Raw genomic sequence first — 22,896 nt, forward strand, 5'->3', positions numbered from 1 at the left:
CCGCTCCGGCGCGTGCGCGCCCGGGCCGGGGCCTCGGGCTCAGAAGCCGAGTCGGCCGAGCTGTTTGGGGTCGCGCTGCCACTCCTTGGCGACCTTGACCCGCAGGTCCAGGTGCACCTTGGTGCCGAGCATGCGCTCGATGCCCGCCCGCGCCTGCGCGCCGATCTCACGCAGCCGGGAGCCGCCCTTGCCGATGATGATGCCCTTCTGGCTGTCCCGTTCGACGAAGACGTTCGCCCACACGTCCATGAGGGGCCGATCCGCGGGGCGGTCCTCGCGCAGGGACATCTCCTCGACCATCACGGCCACCGAGTGCGGCAGCTCGTCGCGCACGCCCTCCAGGGCCGCCTCCCGGATGAGCTCGGCGACCATGACCGCCTCCGGCTCGTCCGTGAGCTCGCCGTCGGGGTACAGGGGCGGCCCGGCCGGCAGCAGGCCCGCGAAGACGCCCAGGACGTCGTCGACCTGGCGGCCGGCCACCGCCGAGACCGGCACGACGGCCGCGAAGCCCTCCCCGCCGTTCTCCGGCCCGAGGACCTCGTCGCCCAGCGCGGTCACGGCCACGAGCTGCGCCATGAGCTGCTCCGGGCCCACCTTGTCCGTCTTCGTCACCACGGCGACCACCGGGGTGCGGTGCAGGTAGGAGAGCTGCTGGGCGATGAACCGGTCGCCGGGACCGATCGCCTCGTCGGCCGGCAGGCACATGCCCACGGCGTCGACCTCGTTGAGCGTCTCCGCCACGAGGTCGTTGAGGCGCTCGCCGAGCAGGGTGCGGGGCCGGTGCAGGCCCGGGGTGTCCACGAGCACGAGCTGGAAGTCCTCGCGGTGGACGATCCCGCGGATGGTGTGGCGCGTGGTCTGCGGCTTGGAGGAGGTGATCGCCACCTTCTCCCCCACCAGCGCGTTGGTGAGCGTGGACTTGCCGGCGTTCGGCCGGCCCACGAGCGAGACGAAGCCGGAACGGAAGCCGTCCGCGGCGCGGGCCGGATCGACGAGATCGGTCATGGGGTCATCCTTGTCAGGCGGGGCGTGGGGTGGGGCGGCCGGCTCAGGCCACGGGGTCGGCGGGCGTGGCGCCGTGGGCCTGCTCCTCGCGCCGGCGCAGCCGCACCGGGCGGTCGGGGGTCTCGGAGACGCGCAGGCGCGCGACCCGGTTGCGGCGGGGCTCGAGGGTGTCCGCGACGAGCTCGATCCCCTGGACCACGACGCGCGAGCCCTGGATCGGGACGCGGCCGAGCTCCTTGGCCAGGAGGCCGCCGACCGTGTCGACGTCGTCGTCCTCGTCCTCCTCCGGCAGCTCGAACTCCTCCCGGAAGTCGTGGATGCCCATGCGCGCGTCGACGGAGTAGACGCCGGGCGCGACGAACTCCACCTCGGGGCGGTCCGGGTGGTCGTCCTCGTCGTAGATCTCGCCGACGATCTCCTCGATGAGGTCCTCGAGCGTCACGAGCCCCGCCGTGCCGCCGTACTCGTCCACCACCACGGCCACGTGGGTGGACTCGCGCTGCAGCTCCTGCAGGAGGGTGGCCACGGACTTCGACTCGGGGACGAAGCGGACGTCGCGCATGACCTCGGTGACGGGGGTGTCGGTCGCAGCGCCGTCGTGGTGCAGGGCGCGGGTGACGTCCTTGAGGTGCAGCATGCCCCGGATGTCGTCGGCGTCCTCGCCGATCACCGGGATGCGGGAGTTACCGGAGCGCAGGAACAGGGCCATGGCCTGGCCGAGCGTGTGGTCGGCGTCGATCGTGACGACGTCGGTGCGCGGCACCATGACGGAGCGGACGATGGTGTCGTTCATGGAGAACACCGACTGGATCAGCTCCGCCTCGGAGTCGGCGAGCACGTCCGCGTCGTGGGCGCGGGCGACGAACTCGCGCAGGTGGCGCTCCTGGAAGTCGTCCTCGTCCTCCGGCTCGACCTCGCGACGGCGCCGGTCCCGGTCCAGGCGGGCGGCGAGCGGGCCCAGGGCCCGGCGGAGCACCCACACGAGCCCGCCGAGGCGGCGGGCGACGGCGGCCTCGTTGCGGGAGCCGATCGGCCGCGGGCTCCAGACGCCCAGCAGGGCGGCCACGCCCACGAGCACGACCGCGGCGATCGCCACGGCGAGCCACGTGTCGTCCACCACCGCGTCGGCGGCCGCGGTCAGGCAGACGGCCGACAGGGCCTCGGCGACGAAGCGCCAGACCCGCAGGGCCCCGAGGTGGCTCTCCCGCTCGCGGGCGATCTCCAGGACCTTGGAGCCGGGCCGCTCGCGGACGATGTCCTCCGCGTCCCGCCGGGAGAGGTAGGAGAACGCGGACTCGGCCAGGGACAGCGTCCAGGTCAGGCCGAGGAAGACCAGGAAGAGGGCGAAGAGGACGGCGGGTGTCAGCATGGGCGGTGCCGTCAATCCTCGACGGTGGGGGCCGGGGCGGGCCGGCCGAGGACCTCGGAGACGAGCCGATCCTGGAGCGTGAACATCTCCTCGCGCTCGGCGTCCTCGACGTGGTCGTACCCGAGCAGGTGGAGCATGCCGTGGGTGAGCAGCAGGAGCAGCTCATCGTCACGGGAGTGCCCGCCGCGCGCCGCCTGCTCGGCGGCGACCTCGGGGCAGAGCACGACGTCGCCCAGCACGCCCTCGGCCGGCGCCTCGGGCGAGCCGGGGGTCAGCTCGTCCATGGGCAGGCTCATCACGTCGGTGGGCCCGGGCAGGTCCATCCACTCCTCGTGCAGCTCGGCCATGCGTGCGGCGTCCACGACGGTCACGGCCGTCTCGGCGCGCTCGTGGACGTGCAGGCGCGCGTACACGTGCCGGGCCATGCGCAGCAGCGCGTCCTCGGGGACCTCGATCCCCGACTCGTTCAGGATCTCAACGGCCACGGCGGGCCCCTCCTCGCTTCTGGGACCGCTCCGCGGGGCCGCGGGCGGCGTCGTAGGCGTCCACGATGGCGCTCACCAGCGAGTGCCGGACCACGTCCGAGGAGTCGAAGCGGACCATCTCCAGGCCCTCGATCCCCTCGAGCACCTCGACGGCTTGGGCCAGGCCGGACTGGGTGCCGCGCGGCAGGTCCACCTGCGAGGTGTCGCCCGTGACGACCATGCGCGCACCGAAGCCGAGGCGGGTCAGGAACATCTTCATCTGCTCGCCGGTGGTGTTCTGGGCCTCGTCGAGGATCACGAACGCGTCGTTCAGGGTGCGGCCGCGCATGTACGCCAGCGGGGCGACCTCGATGGTCCCGGCCTCCATCAGCCGCGGGATCGACTCGGGCTCGATCATGTCGTGCAGCGCGTCGTACAGGGGGCGCAGGTACGGGTCGATCTTCTCGGAGAGCCCGCCGGGCAGGAAGCCGAGCCGTTCGCCGGCCTCGACGGCCGGGCGGGTGAGGATGATCCGGTTGACCTCCTTGGCCTGCAGCGCCTGCACCGCCTTGGCCATCGCCAGGTAGGTCTTGCCGGTGCCGGCCGGGCCGATGCCGAAGACGACGGTGGAGCGGTCGATCGCCTCCACGTAGTCCTGCTGGTGCAGGGTCTTCGCGCGGATGCGGCGGCCCCGGCCCGAGAGGATCGAGTCCAGGTGCAGCTGACCCGCGCCGCGCCCGGTGGCGGCGTCGCGGACGTGGTGGACCACCTGGCCCATCACCTCGGGGGTGACGGCCTGGTCGCGGCGGGCGATCGAGCGCAGGTCCTCGACGACGCGCCGCACCGTGGCCACCTCGGCCACCGGCCCGGCCAGGTCCAGCCGCTGGTCGCGGACCGTGACGTCCACGGTGGGGAACACGCCGCCGAGGATCCGCAGCAGGGCGTCCTGCGGTCCGAGCGTGCGGACCATGAGGTCGGCGGACTCGAACGCCACCCCCTCGTGCGCGGTGGCGGGCGGGGTCGGGGTCGTGGGTCACGATGGGGCGGATCACCTCGGGGTCGCGGGGGCGGGACATCCCGACCAGTCTAGGCGTCGGCGCGCCGTCCTGCCGGGGCTCACCAGCGGCCGAGCCGGTGCTGGAGCACGGCGAGGGCGGCGGGGCCGGCCGTGGAGGCGCGCAGCACGTGCGGGCCGAGCCGCACCGGCACGGCCCCCGCGGCCACGCAGGCCTCGAGCTCGGCCGGGCCGATCCCGCCCTCGGGGCCCACGACGACGGCGATCTCGACGGCCGCGGAGAGTCGCTCCGCCGGCACCGCGGACACCCCGTGCTCCGCGTCCTCGTGCAGTACGAGGACGAGCCGGCCGCCGTCGTCGTCCCAGGCCAGCCCGGCGACCGCCGTCCCGGAGACGTGGTCCCGGACCGCGGGCACCCGGGCGCGACGCGCCTGCTTGGCGGCCGCGCGGGCCGTGTCCGCCCACTTCTGGCGGGCCTTGGCGGCCTTGGGGCCCTTCCAGCGGACGATCGAGCGCTCCGCCTCCCAGGGCACCACGGCGTCCACGCCGAGCTCGACGGCGGCCTGGACCGCCATGAGGTCCCGGTCGCCCTTGGCGAGGGCCTGGACGAGCACGAGCGCCGGGGTGGGCGCCGGCTCCTCCGCCACCGCGTCCAGCCGCACGGACACCGCGTCCGGGGCGGCCGCGAGCACGGTGCCGTGGCCGAGCGTGCCCGACCCGTCGGCCAGGAGCACGGCCTCCCCGGGGGCCAGGCGCATGGCCGCGGCGGCGTGCCGGGCCTCGGCGCCGTCGAAGACGACCTCCGCGCCCGCGCTCGCGCCGGCCAGGGCGCCCGGCTCGAGGTGGAACAGGGGGGCGGTCACAGGTTCCTCAGGTTCTCCCGCAGCCGGGCGAACATGCCCTTGGCCTGGGGTGCGCCGTGCACGACCTCCTCGCCGCGCACCTCGGCCAGGCGCTCCAGGAGCTGGCGCTGCTCGTCGTCCAGGTCGGTGGGCGTGGTGACCACCACGTCCACCTTGAGGTCGCCACGGCCCTGCCCGCGCAGGCGACCGACGCCCAGGCCGTGGAGGACCTCGACGTGGCCGGACTGCACGCCCGGGTCCAGGCTGAGGGACTGCTTGCCGTCCAGGGTGTCCAGCGTGACGGTGGTGCCCAGGGCCGCGGCGGCCATGGGGACGGTCACGGTGGTGGCCAGGTGGTCGCCCTCGCGGCGGAAGGTCTCGTCCGGGCGGACCGCGATCTCCACGTAGAGGTCGCCGTTCGGGCCGCCGCCCGGGCCGGCCTCGCCGCGGCCGGCGAGGTGGATGCGGGTGCCGTCGTCCACGCCCGCGGGGATGCGCAGGGTCAGCGGCGTCCGGGTGCGGACGCGGCCCTGCCCGTCGCACTCGTGGCAGGGCGTCGGGATGACGGTGCCGAACCCCTGGCAGGCGGGGCAGGCCTCGGTGGCCATGACGGTGCCCAGCAGCGACCGCACGGGGCGCTGGATCATGCCGTGGCCATGGCAGGTCTGGCAGGTCTCCGGCTGGGTGCCGGGCTCGCAGCACGAGCCCTCGCACCGATCGCAGCGCACGGCCGTGTCCAGCTCGATCGTCTGCTCGCCGCCGAAGACGGCGTCGCGCAGGTCGATCCGCGCGGTCACCAGGGCGTCCTGGCCGCGGCGGGCGCGGCTGGCGGGGCCGCCGCGGCCGCCCTGGCCGGCGGCGTTCATGAAGGTCTCGAAGATGTCGGCGAAGCCCCCGAAGCCGCCCGCCCCGCCGAAGCCGCCCGGGAAGCCGGCCTGGCCGTTCTCGTTGCCCGTCGTGTCGTAGGCCCGGCGCCGGCCCTCGTCCGAGAGCACCTCGTAGGCGTGGGAGATGCGCTTGAACTGCTCGGCCGCCTCCGGGTCGGGGTTGACGTCCGGGTGGTGGGTGCGCGCGAGCTTGCGGTAGGCGCGGCGGATCTCCTCGGTGCTGGCGTCACGGCTGACGCCGAGCGTCTCGTAGTGGTCGGTCACGGTGGGGATTCCTCTCGGGGAGAGCGGGACGTGGGGCGATGCGGGACGGGGCCCGCCAGGACGCGTGGAGGCGCGTCAGGTGGTCAGGATGCGGGAGAGATAGCGGGCGATCGCCCGGACGGCGGCCATGGTGCCCGGGTAGTCCATCCGGGTCGGACCGATGACGCCGACCTTCGCCACGGCGCCGGGGCCGTAGGCGGCCGCGACCACCGAGGTGTCCGCGAGCGATCCGGCGTTCTCGGACCCGATCCGCACGGACACCCCGTGGGCGTCCTGCTCCATCTCCGTGAGCAGGCGCAGCAGCACCACCTGCTCCTCGAGCGCCTCCAGGATCGGCCCGATGGACGCGCCGAAGTCCCCCGGGGAGCGGGCCAGGTTGGCGGTGCCGGCCAGCACGATGCGGTCCTGCCGGCCGGCCTCGAGCAGGTCGTGGACGGCCGCGGCCACGAGGGCGGCGGACTGCCGGTGCTCCGGGCGGACCCGGGTGACGACGTCGTCCACCACGGTGGCCGCCTGCACCGGACCGAGCCCCAGCAGGGCGTCCAGCAGGAGGCCGCGGAGCACGGACAGCTCCGCCTCGTCGACCGGACGGTCCAGCACGGCGTGCCGCTGGTCCACCCGCCCCGTGGACAGGATGAGGACCACGAGCACGCGCGTGGGCGCGAGGGAGACCAGTTCGAGGTGGCGGATCGTGGAGCCGTCCTCGTGGGGGAACTGCGCGACGGCGACCTGCTGGGTCAGCTGGGCCAGGAGGCGCACCGTGGACTCCATCATGTGCTCGGTGTCCGTCTCCGGGTCCAGCAGGGTCCGCACGGCCCGGCGCTCGGCCGGGGACAGCGGCTTCACCTCGGAGAGGCGGTCGACGAACACGCGGTAGCCCTTGTCCGTGGGGACGCGCCCGGCGGAGGTGTGCGGGGCCACGATGAGGCCCTCCTCCTCGAGCGCAGCCATGTCGTTGCGCACGGTCGCGGAGGACACGCCCAGGGCGTGCCGTTCCACGAGCGCCTTGGAGCCCACGGGCTCGCGCAGCGCCACGTAGTCCTCCACGATCGCCTGGAGCACCTGCAGGCGGCGGGGCTGCTCCGACATCTCGGTCCTCCTCTGGTCCGTCGGGATCCGGGGCGACCCCGGAGGTGCCCCTGGCTGGCACTCCGGCGGGTCAAGTGCCAATGCTACCGTCCGACCCGGGGGACGACCCGACCGGCCCGCACGGCTTCGCTCACGGTGATCGCCCGCCCCCGTTGCTACCGTGCTCTCCCATGGACTGGAGCAGCTGGGGCCCCGCGGGCCACGACGACCTGACGCGCCGCCCCGCCCGGACCGTCCCCGATGTGCCCGCCACCCCCGGCACGGTGGTCGAGGACGTGGCCTCCGGGTTCACCGGGGCCGTGATCGGCATCGAGCGCTCCGGCGGCGTGCACGTGGTGGTCCTGGAGGACCGCCGCGGCGTGCGCCGCGGCTTCCCCCTCGGCGGCGGCTTCTGGATCGACGGCGAGCCCGTGACCCTGGTCCCCCCGACCGCCGCGGCCCCGGCGGCGCCGGCCCGCACCGCCTCCGGCTCGCGACGGGTCGAGGGGGCGCGGGCCCGCACCGCCCGCGCCTCTCGCATCTGGGTGGAGGGCGTGCACGACGCCGAGCTGGTGGAGAAGGTGTGGGGCGAGGACCTGCGCCTCGAGGGCATCGTCGTGGAGCCCCTGCACGGCGTGGACGACCTCGCCGGGGCGATCCGTGCGTTCGCCCCCGGTCCGCGGCGCCGGCTCGGGATCCTCGTGGACCATCTCGTCACCGGGTCCAAGGAGGAGCGCCTCGCGGCCGAGGCCATGCGCGTGCCGGGGGCCGCGGGCAACGTGCTCATCCTCGGTCACCCCTACGTGGACGTCTGGCAGGTCATCAAGCCCTCCGTCCTCGGCATCCCCGCGTGGCCCGTCGTGCCGAAGGGGCAGGACTGGAAGACGGGGATCCTGCGGGGACTGGGCTGGCCGCACGGGAGCAAGGAGGCCACGGGGCTGGGGTGGAAGCGGCTGCTCTCCCACGTCACCACGTACGCGGACCTCGAGCCGTCCCTGCTGGGCCGCGTGGAGGAGCTCATCGACTTCCTCACCGCCGCACCCGAGCACTGATCTCGGCGCGGCCCCCGCCCGCCCGCGCTATGCTGGCCCATGCCCTGCGCCCGGTCCCCGGCGCGCGGGTCCCGCGATCCAGGAGGAGCCCCTCGTGAACACCCGCGCGCAGCCCGACGCCGGCCGCACCGGCCACGGCCCGCCCGCCTGGCTCGTCTCGGCCGGCGGCCGCGGCGCCCCGCTCACGGCGAAGCAGGACCGTGACCGCGCGGCGCTGGCCCACCTCAGTCTGGCGTTCGGCGTGCTCGGCCCGCTGGTCGTGTGGCTGCTCTACCGCGACCGCGGCCCGTTCACCTCGCAGGAGTCGCGCGAGGCCCTGAACTTCTCCGGGCCGCCCACGCTCATCACGCTCCTGTTCTTCTTCCTGTCCCTGCTGCCGGTGGTCGGCCCGATCTTCGCGATCCTCGGCGCGCTCACGTGGGCCGCCATGGCGGTCTACGGCGTGATGGGCGCCTCGCACGTGTCCAAGGGCCGTCCGTTCCGGTACCCGTTCAACCTGCGCATCCTGCGCTGACCCGGGGCCGGCCGGTCAGAAGCCGGCCAGCGCCCGGACGATCGCGTCGTTGCGCAGCCGCCCCTCGAGCGTGGGGACGATGCGCCCGTCGACGGCGGCGCGCCCGTCCAGCAGGCCCGCGGCGATGAGTTCGGCGATCGCCCCACGGATCCGCGCGGCCTCCCCCGGCGTCTCCGAGACGAGCTCCGCGGTCGGAAGCCCGCCCACCGTGCGCACCGCGAGCATGATGCGCTCGAGGCGCCGCGCGTCGGCGTCGGGCCGCTCGCGGCCGACGGCGGGGGTGACCCCTGTGGCCAGCCGCTGCGCGTAGGCGGCGGGGTGCTTGGCGTTCCAGAACCGGACCCCGGCGAGGTGCGAGTGCGCACCCGGGCCGATCCCCCACCAGTCCTGGTCCTCCCAGTACGCCACGTTGTGCCGCGCACGGTGGACGCCGGAGCCCTGCGGGTCGCGCGCCCAGTTGGACACCTCGTACCAGCGGTAGCCGGCGGCGCTGAGCAGCTCGTCGGCGAGCAGGTACTTGTCCGCCTGGTCGTCGGGGTCCACGTCCGCCACCTCGCCGCGGGCCACCTGGGCCCCGAGCTTGGTGCCCTCCTCCACGATCAGCGAGTACGCGCTCACGTGGTCCGGGCCCAGGGCGACGGCGGCCTCGAGCGTGGTCCGCCAGTCGGCGAGGGACTCCCCCGCGGTCCCGTAGATCAGGTCCAGGGACACCTCCAGGCCGGCCTCGCGGGCCGCGGCGACGGCGGCGGGGACGGACTCGGGCCGATGGGTGCGCTCGAGCGTGGCGAGCACGTGCGGCATCGCGGACTGCATGCCCAGGGAGAGACGGGTGAAGCCGCCGGCCGCGAGCTGGCGGGCGTACTCCGGGGTGATCGTGTCCGGGTTGGCCTCGGTGGTCACCTCCGCGCCGGGCGCGATCCCGAACCGGTCCACCGCCGCCTGGAGGATGCGCACGAGGTCCGCGGCCGGCAGGAGCGTGGGCGTGCCGCCGCCGAAGAACACCGTGTGCAGCGGGCGGGCGGGCACGTCCGAGGACGCGAGCACGTCCGCGGCGAAGTCCAGCTCCGCGACCGCCGACTCCCAGTAGTCGCCGCGACCCGCGCCGGGGCCGAGGTCGACGGCCGTGTACGTGTTGAAGTCGCAGTAGCCGCAGCGCACCGTGCAGAACGGCACGTGGACGTACAGGCTGAAGGTGCGCGCCGCGCCGTCGCGGGCGGCCGCGCGCACCCGCTGCCCGACGTCGGCCGGCAGCCGGCCGTCGTCGGGGACGGGCTCGCCGAGGGGCAGGGCGGGCACTTACTTCTTCGCCGCCTGGTCGGCGCCGGCGCCGTCCGAGGACAGGGCGGCGATGAAGGCCTCCTGCGGGACCTCCACCCGGCCGACCATCTTCATGCGCTTCTTGCCCTCCTTCTGCTTCTCGAGCAGCTTGCGCTTGCGGGAGATGTCGCCGCCGTAGCACTTGGAGAGCACGTCCTTGCGGATCGCGCGGATGTTCTCGCGGGCGATGATGCGCGAGCCGATGGCGGCCTGGATCGGCACCTCGTACTGCTGGCGCGGGATCAGCTCCTTGAGCTTGCCCGTCATCATCACGCCGTACGCGTAGGCGTTGTCCCTGTGGGTGATCGAGGAGAACGCGTCCACCTGTTCGCCCTGGAGCAGGATGTCCACCTTGACGAGGTCGGCGACCTGGTCGCCGTCGGCCTTCCAGTCCAGCGAGGCGTACCCCTTGGTGCGGGACTTGAGCTGGTCGAAGAAGTCGAACACGATCTCGGCCAGCGGGATCCAGTAGCGGATCTCCACGCGTTCCTCGGAGAGGTAGTCCATGCCCTTGAGATTGCCGCGCTTGGCCTGGCACAGCTCCATGACGGCGCCGATGAACTCCGCCGGCACGATGATCGTGGCCGAGGCCATGGGCTCGCGCACCTCGAGGATCTTGCCCTCGGGGAACTCGGAGGGGTTGGTCACGGTGACGACCTCACGGTCCTCCCGGGTGACCTCGTAGACCACGTTGGGCGCGGTGGAGATGAGATCGAGGTCGAACTCGCGCTCGAGGCGCTCGCGCACGATCTCCAGATGCAGCAGACCGAGGAAGCCGACGCGGAAGCCGAAGCCCAGCGCGACCGAGGTCTCCGGCTCGTAGACGAGCGCGGCGTCGTTGAGCTTGAGCTTGTCCAGGGCGTCACGCAGCACGGGATAGTCCGAGCCGTCGATGGGATACAGGCCCGAGAACACCATGGGCTTGGGGTCCTCGTAGCCACCCAGGGACTGCTCCGCCGGGTGGGCGTGGTTGGTGACCGTGTCGCCCACCTTGGACTGACGCACGTCCTTCACGCCGGTGATGAGGTAGCCCACCTCGCCCGCGGCCAGACCGTTCGTGGGCACGGGCTCCGGGGAGGAGACGCCGATCTCGAGGAGCTCGTAGGTGGTGCCCGTGGACATCATGCGGACCTTCTCCCGCGGGGAGAGCCGGCCGTCCACGACGCGCACGTACGTGACGACGCCCCGGTAGGTGTCGTACACGGAGTCGAAGATCATCGCGCGGGCCGGGGCGTCCGCGTCCCCCTCCGGGCCGGGGATGGCGCGGACCACGCGGTCCAGCAGGTCCTCGACGCCGACGCCCGTCTTGCCGGAGACGCGCAGCACGTCCTCGGGCTCGCAGCCGATCAGGGAGGCCAGCTCGGCCGCGTAGCGGTCCGGATCCGCGGCGGGCAGGTCGATCTTGTTGAGCACGGGGATGATCTCCAGCTCGTGCTCCATGGCGAGGTAGAGGTTCGCCAGGGTCTGGGCCTCGATGCCCTGGGCGGCGTCCACCAGCAGGATCGCGCCCTCGCATGCGGCCAGCGAGCGGGAGACCTCATAGGTGAAGTCCACGTGCCCGGGGGTGTCGATCATGTTCAGGGCGTAGTCCACCCCGTCCACGGACCAGGGCATGCGCACGGCCTGGGACTTGATGGTGATGCCGCGCTCACGCTCGATGTCCATGCGGTCCAGGTACTGGGCCTTCATGTCGCGAGGCTGCACGACGCCGGTGGCCTGCAGCATGCGGTCCGCCAGCGTGGACTTGCCGTGGTCGATGTGGGCGATGATGCAGAAGTTGCGGATCACCGAGGGGTCGGTGGCAGCGGGCACCGGGGGGTTCGACGCCAGGGGCGACACGGGCACTTCCTCTACGGGTGACGGGGACGGGACTCTGACCGCCTAGTCTCTCATGTCCCGCCGCCGACCCGACCCGGACGCCGGGCCCGCGCGTCCACTAGATTCACGCCCATGGCCTTCGACCTGCATCGCGCCCTGTCCCTCGGCCGCCGGACGGCACGCCTGATCGGCGCCCTCCGCGACGACGCCCGGCCGCGTCGAGCCGCCTCTGAGGCCGGTCGACGGGCCGGCGAACGGAGCGGCCCGTCGCCCTTCCCGGGCCCGCCCGGGCCTCCCGGGCCCGCGTGGGACCCCACGGAGCCCACCGACTCGTGGCCGATGCCCGGGCCCGGGCAGGAGCGCCGGCCCCGGCGACAGGACACCGACCGCCACGTGTCCCTGCCGGACTTCACCGGGACCGTCCGCGTCGAATACGCGCCCGCGCCCGGGCCGACGGCCGGGCCGGGCGAGGTCGTGTGGACCTGGGTGCCGTACGAGGAGATGGACGGCCGGGGCAAGGACCGCCCCGTGCTCCTGATCGGCCGGGACGGGGCGCTCCTGCTCGGGCTCATGCTGACCAGCCGGGACCGGAACAACGCGCTGACCCGCGACGAGGACTACGTGGACGTGGGCGCAGGCGCCTGGGACCGGTCCGGCCGCGCCTCGGAGGTGAAGCTGGACCGGGTGGTCCGCGTGGATCCGGCCGCGGTGCGCCGGGAGGGCGGCGTCCTGGACCGGGCGGCCTTCGACCGGGTCACGGCCGCGCTGGCCCGCGCCCGGAGGCGGGTGCGCTGAGTCGGCCGCGCGGATCGCGGGGTCTGGGTGGTAGGATCGTCCGCATTGTGTCCGCCGGTCGACGGGCACCCCCGGAACGGGTCATCATCGGTGTTCCCCACGCCGCTCAGTCCACGGATCCGGGCACCCTCCACGACCCCCTGTTCATGCGGCGCCCGGACCCTCGTCCGCGCCGCCGACGACGAAGGACCCGATTTGGCTAACATCAAGTCCCAGAAGAAGCGCATCCTCACCAACGAGAAGGCGCGCCAGCGCAACGTCGCGGTGAAGTCCGAGCTGAAGACCGCCATCCGCGCCGTGGACAAGGCCGTCGCCGCCGGCGAGGCCGAGGCCGCCGCCGCCGCCCTGCGCACCGCCTCCCGCAAGCTGGACAAGGCCGCCTCGAAGGGCGTCATCCACAAGAACCAGGCCGCGAACCGCAAGTCCGGCATCGCCGCCCGCGTGAAGGCCCTCCTCGGCTAATCCACGCCCCCGGCTGTGACCGCGGCCCCCGCCCCGAGCGATCGGTGCGGGGGCCGTTTCGTGTCCGGGCTGCCCCCGTGGGGTGCCGTCCGGCGGCGCCGTCAGCGGCTGACGGCGGTGGCCACGCGGATGACCGCGCGCTCGACGGCGAACTCCGGGTTGCGGGAGGCGCCCTTGGCCTCGGCGTCGGCCTGGGCGATCCACTCCACGGCCTGCGCGATGCCGGCCGCCGTCCAGTGCCGCGCCGCCTGCTGGATGTAGCGCACCTGGAACGGGGCCACCCCGAGCAGGGACGGCAGCTCGGCGGCGGGCCGGCGGGCGTCGATCATCCGCGCCACCTGCCGCGCCTTGAGCGCGAGCGCCGCGGTGATCATCACCGGGTGGACGCCGGTGGCCATCGCGTGCCGCACGAGGGACACGGCCCTCGCCGCCTGCCCCTCGAGCGCCGCATCGGCCACCGCGAAGCTCGTGGCCTCCACGCGGCCGCTGTAGTAGGTGTCCACGGTCTCGACGGTGACGACGCCCTCGGTGTCGTCGACGAGCTGGGCGCACGCGGCCGCGAGCTCCGTGAGCGAGGCGCCGGTGGCGCGGATGAGCGCGCGGGCCGCCTCCTCGTCGATGCGCCGACGCCGGTCGCGGAACTCGGCCTGCACGAAGGCCAGCCGCTCCTCGTCCTTCTTCAGCGGCACGCACTCGACCACCGTGCCGGCCTGGGCGACGGCGTCCAGCAGCTTCTTGCCGCGGTTGCCGCCGGTGTGGCGCAGCACGAGCGTGACGTCGTCCGCGCCGGGGCCCTGCTGGACGAGGCGCAGGGCGTCCTCGAGGAACGCGTCGTTCATGGCCTCGAGGCCCTCGACCGTGATGAGGGTGGGCTCGGCGAAGAGGGACGGGCTGGCCGCGGTGGCCAGCTGGCCGGGCTGGTACTCCCCCGCGCGGAGCCGGTGGATCTCCAGCTGGCCGTGGCGCTCGCGCAGAGCCTGGGTCACGCGGTCCGTCACCCAGCGGGCGGCATGGTCCTCGGGTCCCTTGAGGAGCATGAGCGGGGCGGGCTCGGCTCGCCGCCAGGCCAGCGGGTCGGTGCGGCCGGCTCGGCCGGAACGGGGGCTGCGGGCGGCGGACATGCGTCCCATCCTAGGGTCCGGTGCGGACGCTCGAGGGCGGGCGGACGGTGTGAGCCGTGATCTCGGGCGCGCCGTCGGGGTCGGGGCCGTCCGCGGCCGTGAGGGCCAGCGTGCCGTGCAGGTCGGTGCGGGCCACCGGCCCGAGGCGGCCGAGCGCGTCCACCGTGGCCCGGTGGGGGTGTCCGTACGGGTTGTCGGCGCCCACGGAGACCATGTGCAGGCGGGCGCCGACCGCGCGCGGCACGGCCGTCCCACCGTTGCGGGCCCCGTGGTGGGCGACCTTGAGCACGTCCACGCGCGGCGGAGCGGCGGCATCGGACCGGTGCCCCGCGACCCATGCCGCGGAGGCGTCCTCCTCCATGTCGCCGGTGATCAGCGTCGTGACCGGACCGGCCTCGCTCTCGACGGTGACCAGCACCTGGGCGGAGGCGTCGTTCTCCTCGGGGGCCCGCGCGTCGGCGAGCAGCACGTGCCACCGCACCGGCCCGGCCGTGCCCGTCGCGCCGGTGCGGAGCCGTGCCGCGTCGGCGGGCCGGTCGACGCCGTCCGCCTCGCCGCCGCGCCCTCCCCTGCCCTGCGCCGGCGCGTCCCGGGTCGCGTAGTGCACCGCCCCGCGGGAGGCGCGGTCGACCACGCCGGGCAGTCCCCCGGTGTGGTCGGCGTGCAGGTGGGTGAGCAGCACGGCGTCCACCCGGTCGACGTCGAGGTCGTCGAGGCAGCGACGAGCGAGCCCAGGCTCGGGCCCGACATCGACGACGACCCCCGCGCGCGGGCCGGACCGGAACACGGCCATGTCTCCCTGGCCGACGTCGCAGAACGCCACCGCCCAGTCCGGCGGGGCCGCGCCCGAGGCCCGCGGCACGAGGACCGCCCCGACCGCACCCGTGGTGGCCGCGGCCAGCGCGGCGGCGAGCACGACCAGGGCGGGGAGGCGCTCGCGGGTCCGCGGCGCGCTGCGGCCGACACGCCGCACCGGGGCGGCCCGGCGTCGTTCGAGCAGGAGCACGGCGGCGAATCCGAGGAGCGTCGCGGCCACCAGCAGGACGCCCAGCCCGGCGCCGAGGGCTCCGGCCGGCCACGGACGCAGCGCCCCGGGCAGGGAGGCGCTGGTGTGGGCGACCCACCCGATCCAGGCCGCGGGCCACTGGATCACGGCGACGAGGGCGGCGGCGATCCCCGGCGCGGGCAGGGCGAGGGCCGCGGCGAGGGTGCCCAGGACGGTCACGGGCGGCACGGCCGGGGCGGCCAGCAGATTGGCCGGCACCGCGTAGGCCGACACCTCACCGGTCATGGCCAGGATGATCGGCTGGCAGGCCAGGTGGGCGGCCACGGTCACCGCGAGCGACGCCGAGAGCCACCGCGCCACGACGTCGGGCAGCACCCGGCCGAGCCCGGCGTGCAGCGCACGGTCGAGGGGCGCGCCGCCCAGGACGATGCCCGCGGTCGCCGCCAGGGAGAGGTGGAAGGCCGGTTCCACGGCGAGGGCCGGCACCGCGACGAGCAGGGCCGTGCCGCCCACCGTCAGGAGTCCGAACGCCTGCCGCGCGCGGCCGAAGAACACCGCGAGGGCGCCGAGAGCGCCCATCACGGCCGCCCGGAGGACCGACGGCTCCGGCCCCACGACGACCACGAACACCCCGAGGACCGCCAGCCCGGCGCTGAGGACCACCGCCCGGTGCACCCGCGCGCTGCGCAGGGTGATCGCGACCGCGCCGAGGATCATGGCCACGTTGGCCCCGGACACGGCAGACAGGTGCGACAGGCCCGAGGCCTTCATGGCGTCGTCGAGGGCGGCCCCCTGGGCGGAGCGGTCGCCCAGCACCAGCCCCGGGATGAGCTCCGGCGCCGTGCCGACCGTGCCCTCCGCGGACTGACGGAACGCGGCGCGCAGCGCCTCCCGCCGCGGCGGGCCCGGGCCGCCGTCGGTGGCCCCGCCTGCCGGCTCCGCCCCGCCGGGGCAGGGTCCCGGCTGCGGGGCGGCCGCGGCGGCCAGGAACACGGTGGAGCCGGACCTCGACGGCCGGGCCACCACGCACACCCGCGATCCCGGCCCGCCGCCGGGGGCCGCCGTCCCGTCCAACGGCGCGGCGATCGTCGCGGGCGGTGCGCCCCCGCCCGTGAGTCGGGCCGTCACGGCCGCCTCGGGGGCCCGCGGCGGATGACCGAACGTCTCGACCCGCACGGGCACGCTCCAGCGTGGGCCGAAGGTCGCCTCGCTCCGGGTGGCGGGCCCGTCCAGGGTCAGCTCGAGCCGCAGCGGTGAGCCGGCGTGCACCGCGCCGGTCCAGCCGCTGGCGCTGGCCGCGGCGGCGGGCCCGGCCGAGTGCTGCAGCATCAGGGCCGCGGCCACGCCGGCCAGCGTCGTCGCGGTGGCCACGCCCCGTATCCGACCGGTCGAGCGGGCGGCGCCCAGGACAGTGGTCGCGGCGACGGCCAGCCCGGTGAGGGCCGCCGCCGAGCGGGCCGGGGCGTCCCAGGCGACGCCGAGGATCCCGAGGGTCAGGCAGACGAGCAGGGCGGGCACCCACCGGGCCTCGAGCGGGCCGGGCACCTCGCGGTGGCGGGCGCGGCGGTCCACGGGATCGCTGGGCGGGCCCGGGGCCGGGCTCACCACGAGACGTGGTCACGCAGCCGGTCGAGCGTGGCCGGGCCGATGCCGGGCACCGCGTCCAGGTCCTGCAGGCCGGTGAACGGGCCGACCGTCTCGCGGTGGGCGATGATCTTCTCCGCCGTGGCGGGGCCGACGCCGGGCAGGGTCTGCAGCTCCGTGGCGTCGGCGGTGTTCAGGTCCACGGTGTCGCCGGACTCGGCGCCGCCCGGCTCGCCTCCGCCACCGGCCCTGCCCGTGGTCGGCGTGGGCTGCGCCTGCGCGGCCCCGGCCACCCGGTCCAGGGCGTCCTGCGGTGTGCGGGCGGAGGGGACGAGGACCTGTTGGCCGTCGTCCAACGGGGCCGCGAGGTTGATGCGCTCCGCCCGGGCGTGCCGGGTCGGGCCGCCGGCGGCGCCCACGGCGTCGGCCACCCGGGAGCCCGGCGCGAGGCTGACCACACCCGGCCGGGCGACCTCGCCCACCACGTGCACCCGCAGCGGGCCGGACCCGGCGGGGCCGGACGCCTCCCCCGACGGCCCCGCCTCGGACGTCCGCGCGTCGGTGCCCGCCGCCGACGGGGCGGTGGAGGGCGCGTCGGTCTGCGGGATGCCTGCACCGGCCGCGGCCGCCGGGATGGCCGCGGGCGGCGCCGGGGTGGTCAACCAGGCCACCGCCCACCAGGCCGTGGCGGCGACGAGCAGCACGGTGACGGCCAGCAGGGCCGGCCGCCACCGCAGCACCGGGCCCCGAGGTGGGGTGCGCTCCCACCGGGACGCGGCGTGCGGGCCGGCTGTGTCGACGTCGGGGGCGGCCGCGGGCGCGGGGTCCGGGGCGAAGGCGGGCGGATCGTCGCAGAGGCGGTGGCTGGGGCTCATGCGGGCAGTCTGCGGCCCCGTCGCCGAGTCGGGCGCGTCCCGCACCCGACCTGGGGATGACCTCCGCGGTCCAGGGTGGTGTGCAGGAACGGACGCGCCCGTCTCCTCGGCGCTCCCGCACGGGCGGCCTCAGTCCCCCGAGCCCCCCGTGGGCGATTCCAGCGGGCAGATCACCACACCCAGGGCGCCCAGGCCCAGGTGCGCGGCGAGCACGGCGGGCAGCTCGACGACGGGCACGGGGGTGGTGGAGACCGGCTGGAGCCGCTCCGCGAGCTGCACGGCCGTCTCGGGGTCGCCGTACTCGTGCACGGCGATCCGCACCGGGTCCTCGCCGGCCCGCTCGGTCGCGAGCTCCACGAGCCGGTCGACGGCCCGGGCCGCGGACCGCGGGCGGTCGACCAGGCCGATCGCGCCGTCGTCGACGGCCATGACGGGGCGCACCTGCAGCAGCGTGCCCAGCAGCGAGGCCAGCCCGCTGATCCGCCCGCCCCGGCGCAGCTGCTCGAGGCTGGGCACCGTGAACAGCACGTGGCTGGAGTCCACGGTGGCCTCGAGCCGCTCGCGGATGCGGGCCACGGGCATGCCCACCCCCGCGTCCACGGCGGCGTCCACCACGGCCATGCCCAGCGCGAAGCCCACGGTGCGCGAGTCCACCACGGTCACCGGGCGCTCGGCCTCCGCGGCGGCCAGGCGCGCGGCCTCCACGGTGCCGGAGAGCTCGCCGGACAGGTGGACGGAGAGGATGCGTGCGTAGCCGGCGCGGGCCAGCTCGGCGTAGGCCGTCCGGAACGCGCCCGGCGAGGGCCGTGAGGTGCGCACCGGGGTGCCGGCGGCCAGGGCCAGCGGCAGCTCCAGCGCGAGCTCGTCCGTGCCCTCCGTGTGGATCTGCTCGCCCACCATGACGGGCAGCGCCACCTGGCGGATCCCCGCGGCCAGACCGTGTCCGAGGACGGCGCCGGGCAGGGCCGCGGCCGAGTCCGTGACGACGGCCGTGCGGTCCCGGCGGGGCGGGCGCAGCCCGTAGCGTGCCCGCCCGGCCAGCTGGGAGCGGCGGGAGCGCAGGCGGACGAGCGCATCGTCGCGCCACTGCTCGATGCTCGCCACGGCCTGCCTCCTCTCCCCCGGCCCGGTCGGGGACGGTCTCACGCGGTCAGCGGATCACCAGGTTCACGAGCTTGGGCTCGCGCACGATCACCTTGACGATCTCGGCGTCCCCGATGAAGTTCCGCACCTTCTGCGACGCGCGGGCGCGCGCCTCGAGATCCTCGGCGGTGATGTCCGCGGGCACCTCGAGGGTGTCGCGGACCTTGCCCTTGACCTGGACGACCGCCGTGACGGTGTCCTCGACCAGCAGCGCCTCGTCCACCGCGGGCCAGCCGGCGCGGACCACGGAGGGCTCGTGGCCGAGCAGCACCCACATGTCCTCGGCCGTGTACGGCGCCACGAGCGAGAGCAGCACGGCCACGGCCTCGGCGGCCTCGCGGACGGCGGGGTCGGCCGCGCCGGCGCCGGCGTCGATCTCCTTGCGGGCCGCGTTGACCAGCTCCATCGTCTTGGCGACGACCACGTTGAACTTGCCGTCGTCCAGCAGCTGCTGGGCCTCGTGCACGGTCCGGTGGGTCACCCGGCGCAGGGTCACGGCCCCGCCCGCCGGGTCCGTGCCGGCCGGGGCGCCCGTCGCGCGGACGTCGCGGGCCAGGCGCCACGCGCGGGCCAGGAACTTGCCGGCGGCGCCCGGGGCGACGTCGGCCCAGTCCACGTCGTCCTCGGGCGGCGAGGCGAACACCATGGTCAGGCGCACGGCGTCGACGCCGAACTCGTCCAGCTGGTCGCCCAGGTCCACGCCGTTGCCCAGCGACTTGGACATGGCCTTGCCGCCGTTGAGCACCTGGCCCTGGTTGAGCAGGGCGCGGAACGGCTCGGTGAAGGGCACCAGGCCGAGGTCGTGCAGGGCCTTGGTGAAGAAGCGGGCGTACAGCAGGTGCAGGATCGCGTGCTCCACGCCGCCCACGTACTGGTCCACGGGCAGCCAGCGGCGCAGGGCGTCGGGGTCGAAAACGCGGGCGTCGTCGTTCGGGGACGCGTAGCGGAGCATGTACCAGGACGAGTCCACGAACGTGTCCATGGTGTCGGTGTCCCGTCGCGCGGGGCCGCCGCACTGCGGGCAGTCCACCTCGACCCACGACGTCGCCGCGGCCAGGGGCGACTGGCCCTTGGGGGCGAGCTGCTCGCCCTTGAGGTCGGTCGGCAGGGTGACCGGCAGCTGGTCCTCCGGCACGAGCACCTCGCCGCAGTCCGGGCAGTGGACCACGGGGATCGGGGTGCCCCAGAAGCGCTGACGGGAGAGCAGCCAGTCGCGCAGGCGGTACGTGGTGGTGCCCCGGCCGGTGCCGCGCTCCTGCACGATCTCGATGGCCCGCGCGATGGCGGCGGTCTTGTCCAGGCCGTCGAGCTCCCCGGAGTTCACCAGGATGCCCTCGCCGGTCGTCGCGACGCCGGAGACCGCCGGGTCCTCCTCGCCGGTGTCCAGCACGGTGCGCACGGGCAGGCCCATGGCGCGGGCGAAGTCGAGGTCGCGCTGGTCGTGGGCCGGCACGGCCATGATGGCGCCCGTGCCGTAGTCGGCCAGCACGTAGTCCGAGGCCCAGATCGGCAGACGCTCACCGGTCAGCGGGTTCACCGCGTGGCGGCCCAGGAACACGCCGCTCTTGGGACGGTCCGTGGCCTGGCGGTCGATGTCCGAGACCTTCTTCAGGTCCTCGCGGTACGCCTCGAGTTCGGCCCGCACGTCGTCGCCGGCGAGCTCGGCGGCCAGCGGGGCGTCGGCGGCGACCACCATGAAGGTCGCGCCGTGCAGCGTGTCCGGCCGGGTGGTGAAGACCGTGACGACGGGGCCGTCCTCGACCTGGAAGTCGACGTGGGCGCCCTCGGAGCGGCCGATCCAGTTGCGCTGCATGGCGAGCACGCGCTCGGGCCAGTGGCCGGTGAGCTGGTCCATGTCGTCCAGCAGCGCGTCCGCGTACTCGGTGATGCGGAAGTACCACTGGTTCAGGGTCCGCTTGGTGACCTCGGTGCCGCAGCGCTCGCAGCGGCCGTCCACGACCTGCTCGTTGGCGAGCACCGTCTGGTCCTGGGGGCACCAGTTGACCGGGGAGTCCTTCCGGTACGCCAGGCCCCTGCGGTACAGCTGCTGGAACAGCCACTGGGTCCACCGGTAGTACTCGGGGTCCGAGGTGTGCAGCTCACGGGACCAGTCCACGGCGATGCCGTACCGCTGGAAGGAGCGCTTCTGCGTCTCGATGTTCGCGTAGGTCCACTCGGCCGGGTGGGCGTCGCGCTTGATGGCGGCGTTCTCGGCCGGCAGGCCGAAGGAGTCCCAGCCGATGGGATGCAGCACGTCGAAGCCGCGCTGCATCCAGTGGCGCGCGACGACGTCGCCCATCGCGAACGCCTCGGCGTGCCCCATGTGCAGGTCGCCCGACGGGTACGGGAACATGTCGACCACGGTGCGGGTCTCGGAGCCGTCCTCGCGCGGGGCGAACGTCCCGGCCTGCTCCCAGTACCCGGCCCAGCGGGCCTCCACGTCACGGAACGAGTACTCCGCGTCGGCGGGGATGCTGGGGGTGGCCGGCACGGCGCTGTCGGGGGTCTGGCTCACGGCGGTTCGAGTCCTCACGCAGTCGGGATGGGGCGCCGGCCCTCGGGCGGCGCGGACGGGGCCGGCGGCACGGCCGGCCACCCCATCCTACGGCGACGGCGCCCCGGCTCGGCCACAGGGCCGCTCCGAGACGCCGTGCCCGGCCGGGCAGGCGCGTTCAGGCGGAGTGGCTGCCGCCTGCCGGACGCTCGGGCCCGGCGTCGGGACCGGGATGCACCTCGTCGGGGGTGACCGCGTCGTCCTCCTCCAGCACCTGGGCGACCTCGTCCTCGAGGGCCTCCGTCACCGCGCCTGGGGCCGCCACGGAGTCCCCGACCGCCTCCTGCAGCTGCACGGCGTGCTGGGCCGTGAAGGTCTTCTCCGGATGCTCACGCAGGCGGAGCAGCGCGAGCAGGCGCAGACGCAGCCCCGACTCGGCGGAGATCTGCCGGCGGTGGGTGAGCCACCAGACGAGGAGCACGAGCGCGAGCACGATCCCCAGGTGGCCCAGCGCCGGGTAGACGACGTTCATCAGGTCGCCGAAGCCGACGAAGCTCACCGCGAAGGCCAGCAGCGTGACGCCGGCGAACACGGGGCGGTAGCGGCCCGGATGGTCGGCCGTGAGGCGGCGTCCCAGCGCGTAGAACATGCCGATCGCGGTGTTGTAGATCATCAGGTAGATCACCACGACCATTGCCCAGCCCAGCCAGGGCGCGATCGAGGCGAACAGCCGCAGCATGGGGACGTCGGCGCGGCCGATCTCGGCGTAGCCGAGGTAGAGCAGCGTGGAGGCCATCAGGAGCAGGACGGTGTACATCAGGCCGCCGGTGAGGCCGCCGAGGAACGCCTCACGGGGGTGGGTGATGGACCCGCCGATCACGAGGCACATGGACACGGCCATCACGACGACGAGGCCGAAGTAGTTGACCGAGGACAGCCACCACGGGTCCACCGGCGTGGTGGCCTGGACGGCGAGGGACTCGTGGGCGGTGAAGCCGCCGTCGCGGGTGACCAGGACGTGGACGAACCCGGCCACGACCGCGACGACCACCAGGGGCGTGATCAGGGAGATGATCGCGGAGACCTTCTCCACGTCCAGCATGCCCGTCACGAGCACGAGCAGGGTCATCAGGGTGGAGCCCGCCCACGTCGGCCAGCCGAACTGCTGGGCGAGCGTCGAGCCCGCCCCGGCGAGCATGACGACGCCGATCGCGAAGAGCGTCACCGTCACCACCACGTCCAGGATGCGGGCCATCACCGGGTGCGAGACGCTGCGGAAGACGACCTTGTGGTCGGCCGCCAAGAACACGCTGCCCAGCTGGAGGATGACGGCGCCGCCGGCGGTGACGAGCAGGCCGGCCAGTCCCGCGCCCACGATGCCGATCCAGCCGAAGCCGACGAAGTACTGGATGACTTCGGCGCCGGTGGCGAAGCCGGCGCCGACGAGCAGACCGACGAAGGCGAGGGCGATCTTCAGGGATCTGAGGGCGACGGGGTGCTGCACGCATGGGCCTTTCGTGGGAGACGGGGTGCGCCCGTCCGGGCCCCGGGACCGAGGACGGGCTGGAGTACGGTAGGCACGCGTGCGCCATCGTGGCCAGGACCAGACGTCGCCGGGTTCCGGGCAGCGTGGCCTCAGGCCCACCCCAGGGCCGCCCTCCCGCCGGTACGCCCGCGGCCGTGATCAGGCCGAGCACCTCGGCGGACCCCGTCCCCGCGCCCAGGTCCATCTGCAGCGTGCGGGAGGCGTGGGTGACGTCGGTGAGGTTCCAGGCCGGCCTGGCTAGGGTGGGGACGTGCC

18 protein-coding genes and 1 pseudogene are annotated in these 22,896 nt (G+C 74.7%); 4 read left to right on the forward strand and 15 right to left on the reverse strand.

All coding sequences use genetic code 11. The annotated features are described in order from the left end of the window. Window positions 1–39: 39 nt before the first annotated feature. The 7 genes and pseudogenes from era to hrcA form a co-directional block, all read right to left on the reverse strand. Window positions 40–1,005 (reverse strand): GTPase Era, encoded by a 966-nt coding sequence (gene era / locus CITRIK5_RS04790; protein WP_041103742.1) that lies wholly within the window; start codon window positions 1,003–1,005, stop codon window positions 40–42. Window positions 1,006–1,048: 43 nt separating this feature from the next. After that, a complete protein-coding gene (locus tag CITRIK5_RS04795) occupies window positions 1,049–2,374 on the reverse strand; it encodes a hemolysin family protein (protein WP_044659798.1) in 1,326 nt (441 codons plus the stop codon). An 11-nt stretch (window positions 2,375–2,385) separates the two neighbouring features. After that, entirely contained in the window at window positions 2,386–2,859 is a 474-nt protein-coding gene (gene ybeY / locus CITRIK5_RS04800; RefSeq protein ID WP_010078622.1) for an rRNA maturation RNase YbeY, read from the reverse strand. Next, window positions 2,849–3,914: pseudogene (locus CITRIK5_RS04805) on the reverse strand (PhoH family protein). Before CITRIK5_RS04805 ends, ybeY begins: the two are co-directional and overlap by 11 nt. Window positions 3,915–3,954: 40 nt before the next feature. Continuing rightward, window positions 3,955–4,716, reverse strand: a complete 762-nt coding sequence (locus CITRIK5_RS04810) for a 16S rRNA (uracil(1498)-N(3))-methyltransferase (protein WP_041103735.1) — start codon at window positions 4,714–4,716, stop codon at window positions 3,955–3,957. Beyond that, on the reverse strand, window positions 4,713–5,846 hold the full coding sequence (gene dnaJ / locus CITRIK5_RS04815; protein WP_036317203.1) for a molecular chaperone DnaJ: 1,134 nt from the start codon (window positions 5,844–5,846) through the stop codon (window positions 4,713–4,715). The genes CITRIK5_RS04810 and dnaJ overlap by 4 nt, the downstream gene beginning before the upstream one ends. A gap of 75 nt (window positions 5,847–5,921) precedes the next feature. Beyond that, a complete protein-coding gene (hrcA, locus tag CITRIK5_RS04820; protein ID WP_036317200.1) occupies window positions 5,922–6,935 on the reverse strand; it encodes a heat-inducible transcriptional repressor HrcA in 1,014 nt (337 codons plus the stop codon). 170 nt (window positions 6,936–7,105) lie between these two features. On the opposite strand from hrcA, the gene CITRIK5_RS04825 reads away from it, so the two are divergent. Further along, window positions 7,106–7,966, forward strand: coding sequence for a DUF3097 family protein (locus CITRIK5_RS04825; RefSeq protein WP_010078617.1), 861 nt, complete (start codon window positions 7,106–7,108; stop codon window positions 7,964–7,966). A gap of 94 nt (window positions 7,967–8,060) precedes the next feature. Next, window positions 8,061–8,480 (forward strand): DUF4870 domain-containing protein, encoded by a 420-nt coding sequence (locus CITRIK5_RS04830; RefSeq protein ID WP_002854682.1) that lies wholly within the window; start codon window positions 8,061–8,063, stop codon window positions 8,478–8,480. Window positions 8,481–8,495: 15 nt separating this feature from the next. Here CITRIK5_RS04830 and hemW read toward each other — a convergent pair whose 3' ends face one another. Then, window positions 8,496–9,776: a radical SAM family heme chaperone HemW gene (hemW, locus tag CITRIK5_RS04835; protein WP_159833171.1), complete on the reverse strand. Its 1,281-nt coding sequence runs from the start codon at window positions 9,774–9,776 to the stop codon at window positions 8,496–8,498. Beyond that, entirely contained in the window at window positions 9,777–11,636 is a 1,860-nt protein-coding gene (gene lepA, locus CITRIK5_RS04840; protein WP_036317188.1) for a translation elongation factor 4, read from the reverse strand. It abuts the gene before it with no gap. Window positions 11,637–11,747: 111 nt separating this feature from the next. Here lepA and CITRIK5_RS04845 point away from each other — a divergent pair, with 111 nt between their 5' ends. Together CITRIK5_RS04845 and rpsT are read left to right on the forward strand one after the other, a co-directional pair. After that, on the forward strand, window positions 11,748–12,410 hold the full coding sequence (locus CITRIK5_RS04845) for a type II toxin-antitoxin system PemK/MazF family toxin (protein ID WP_036317185.1): 663 nt from the start codon (window positions 11,748–11,750) through the stop codon (window positions 12,408–12,410). A gap of 195 nt (window positions 12,411–12,605) precedes the next feature. Next, entirely contained in the window at window positions 12,606–12,872 is a 267-nt protein-coding gene (gene rpsT, locus CITRIK5_RS04850) for a 30S ribosomal protein S20 (protein ID WP_002854699.1), read from the forward strand. Window positions 12,873–12,973: 101 nt separating this feature from the next. Here the strand turns inward: rpsT and holA are convergent, their stop codons facing one another. From holA to CITRIK5_RS04880, 6 genes are all read right to left on the reverse strand, one after another. Next, a complete protein-coding gene (holA, locus tag CITRIK5_RS04855) occupies window positions 12,974–13,993 on the reverse strand; it encodes a DNA polymerase III subunit delta (RefSeq protein ID WP_036317182.1) in 1,020 nt (339 codons plus the stop codon). Between the two features lie 10 nt (window positions 13,994–14,003). Then, window positions 14,004–16,604 carry a ComEC/Rec2 family competence protein gene (locus CITRIK5_RS04860; RefSeq protein ID WP_223247540.1) on the reverse strand — a complete coding sequence of 867 codons (2,601 nt, stop codon included), beginning with the start codon at window positions 16,602–16,604 and terminating at the stop codon, window positions 14,004–14,006. After that, entirely contained in the window at window positions 16,601–17,458 is an 858-nt protein-coding gene (locus CITRIK5_RS04865; RefSeq protein WP_036313756.1) for a ComEA family DNA-binding protein, read from the reverse strand. Before CITRIK5_RS04865 ends, CITRIK5_RS04860 begins: the two co-directional genes overlap by 4 nt. Before the next feature lie 129 nt (window positions 17,459–17,587). Next, window positions 17,588–18,562 carry a DegV family protein gene (locus tag CITRIK5_RS04870; protein WP_036313753.1) on the reverse strand — a complete coding sequence of 325 codons (975 nt, stop codon included), beginning with the start codon at window positions 18,560–18,562 and terminating at the stop codon, window positions 17,588–17,590. 46 nt (window positions 18,563–18,608) lie between these two features. Beyond that, window positions 18,609–21,116: a leucine--tRNA ligase gene (leuS, locus tag CITRIK5_RS04875; protein ID WP_036313750.1), complete on the reverse strand. Its 2,508-nt coding sequence runs from the start codon at window positions 21,114–21,116 to the stop codon at window positions 18,609–18,611. Between the two features lie 157 nt (window positions 21,117–21,273). Next, window positions 21,274–22,599, reverse strand: coding sequence for a membrane protein (locus tag CITRIK5_RS04880; RefSeq protein WP_036313747.1), 1,326 nt, complete (start codon window positions 22,597–22,599; stop codon window positions 21,274–21,276). Window positions 22,600–22,896 lie beyond the last annotated feature (297 nt).

This window comes from Micrococcus sp. 116 (genome assembly GCF_902506395.1).
In the GTDB taxonomy this organism is placed as follows: domain Bacteria; phylum Actinomycetota; class Actinomycetes; order Actinomycetales; family Micrococcaceae; genus Micrococcus; species Micrococcus luteus.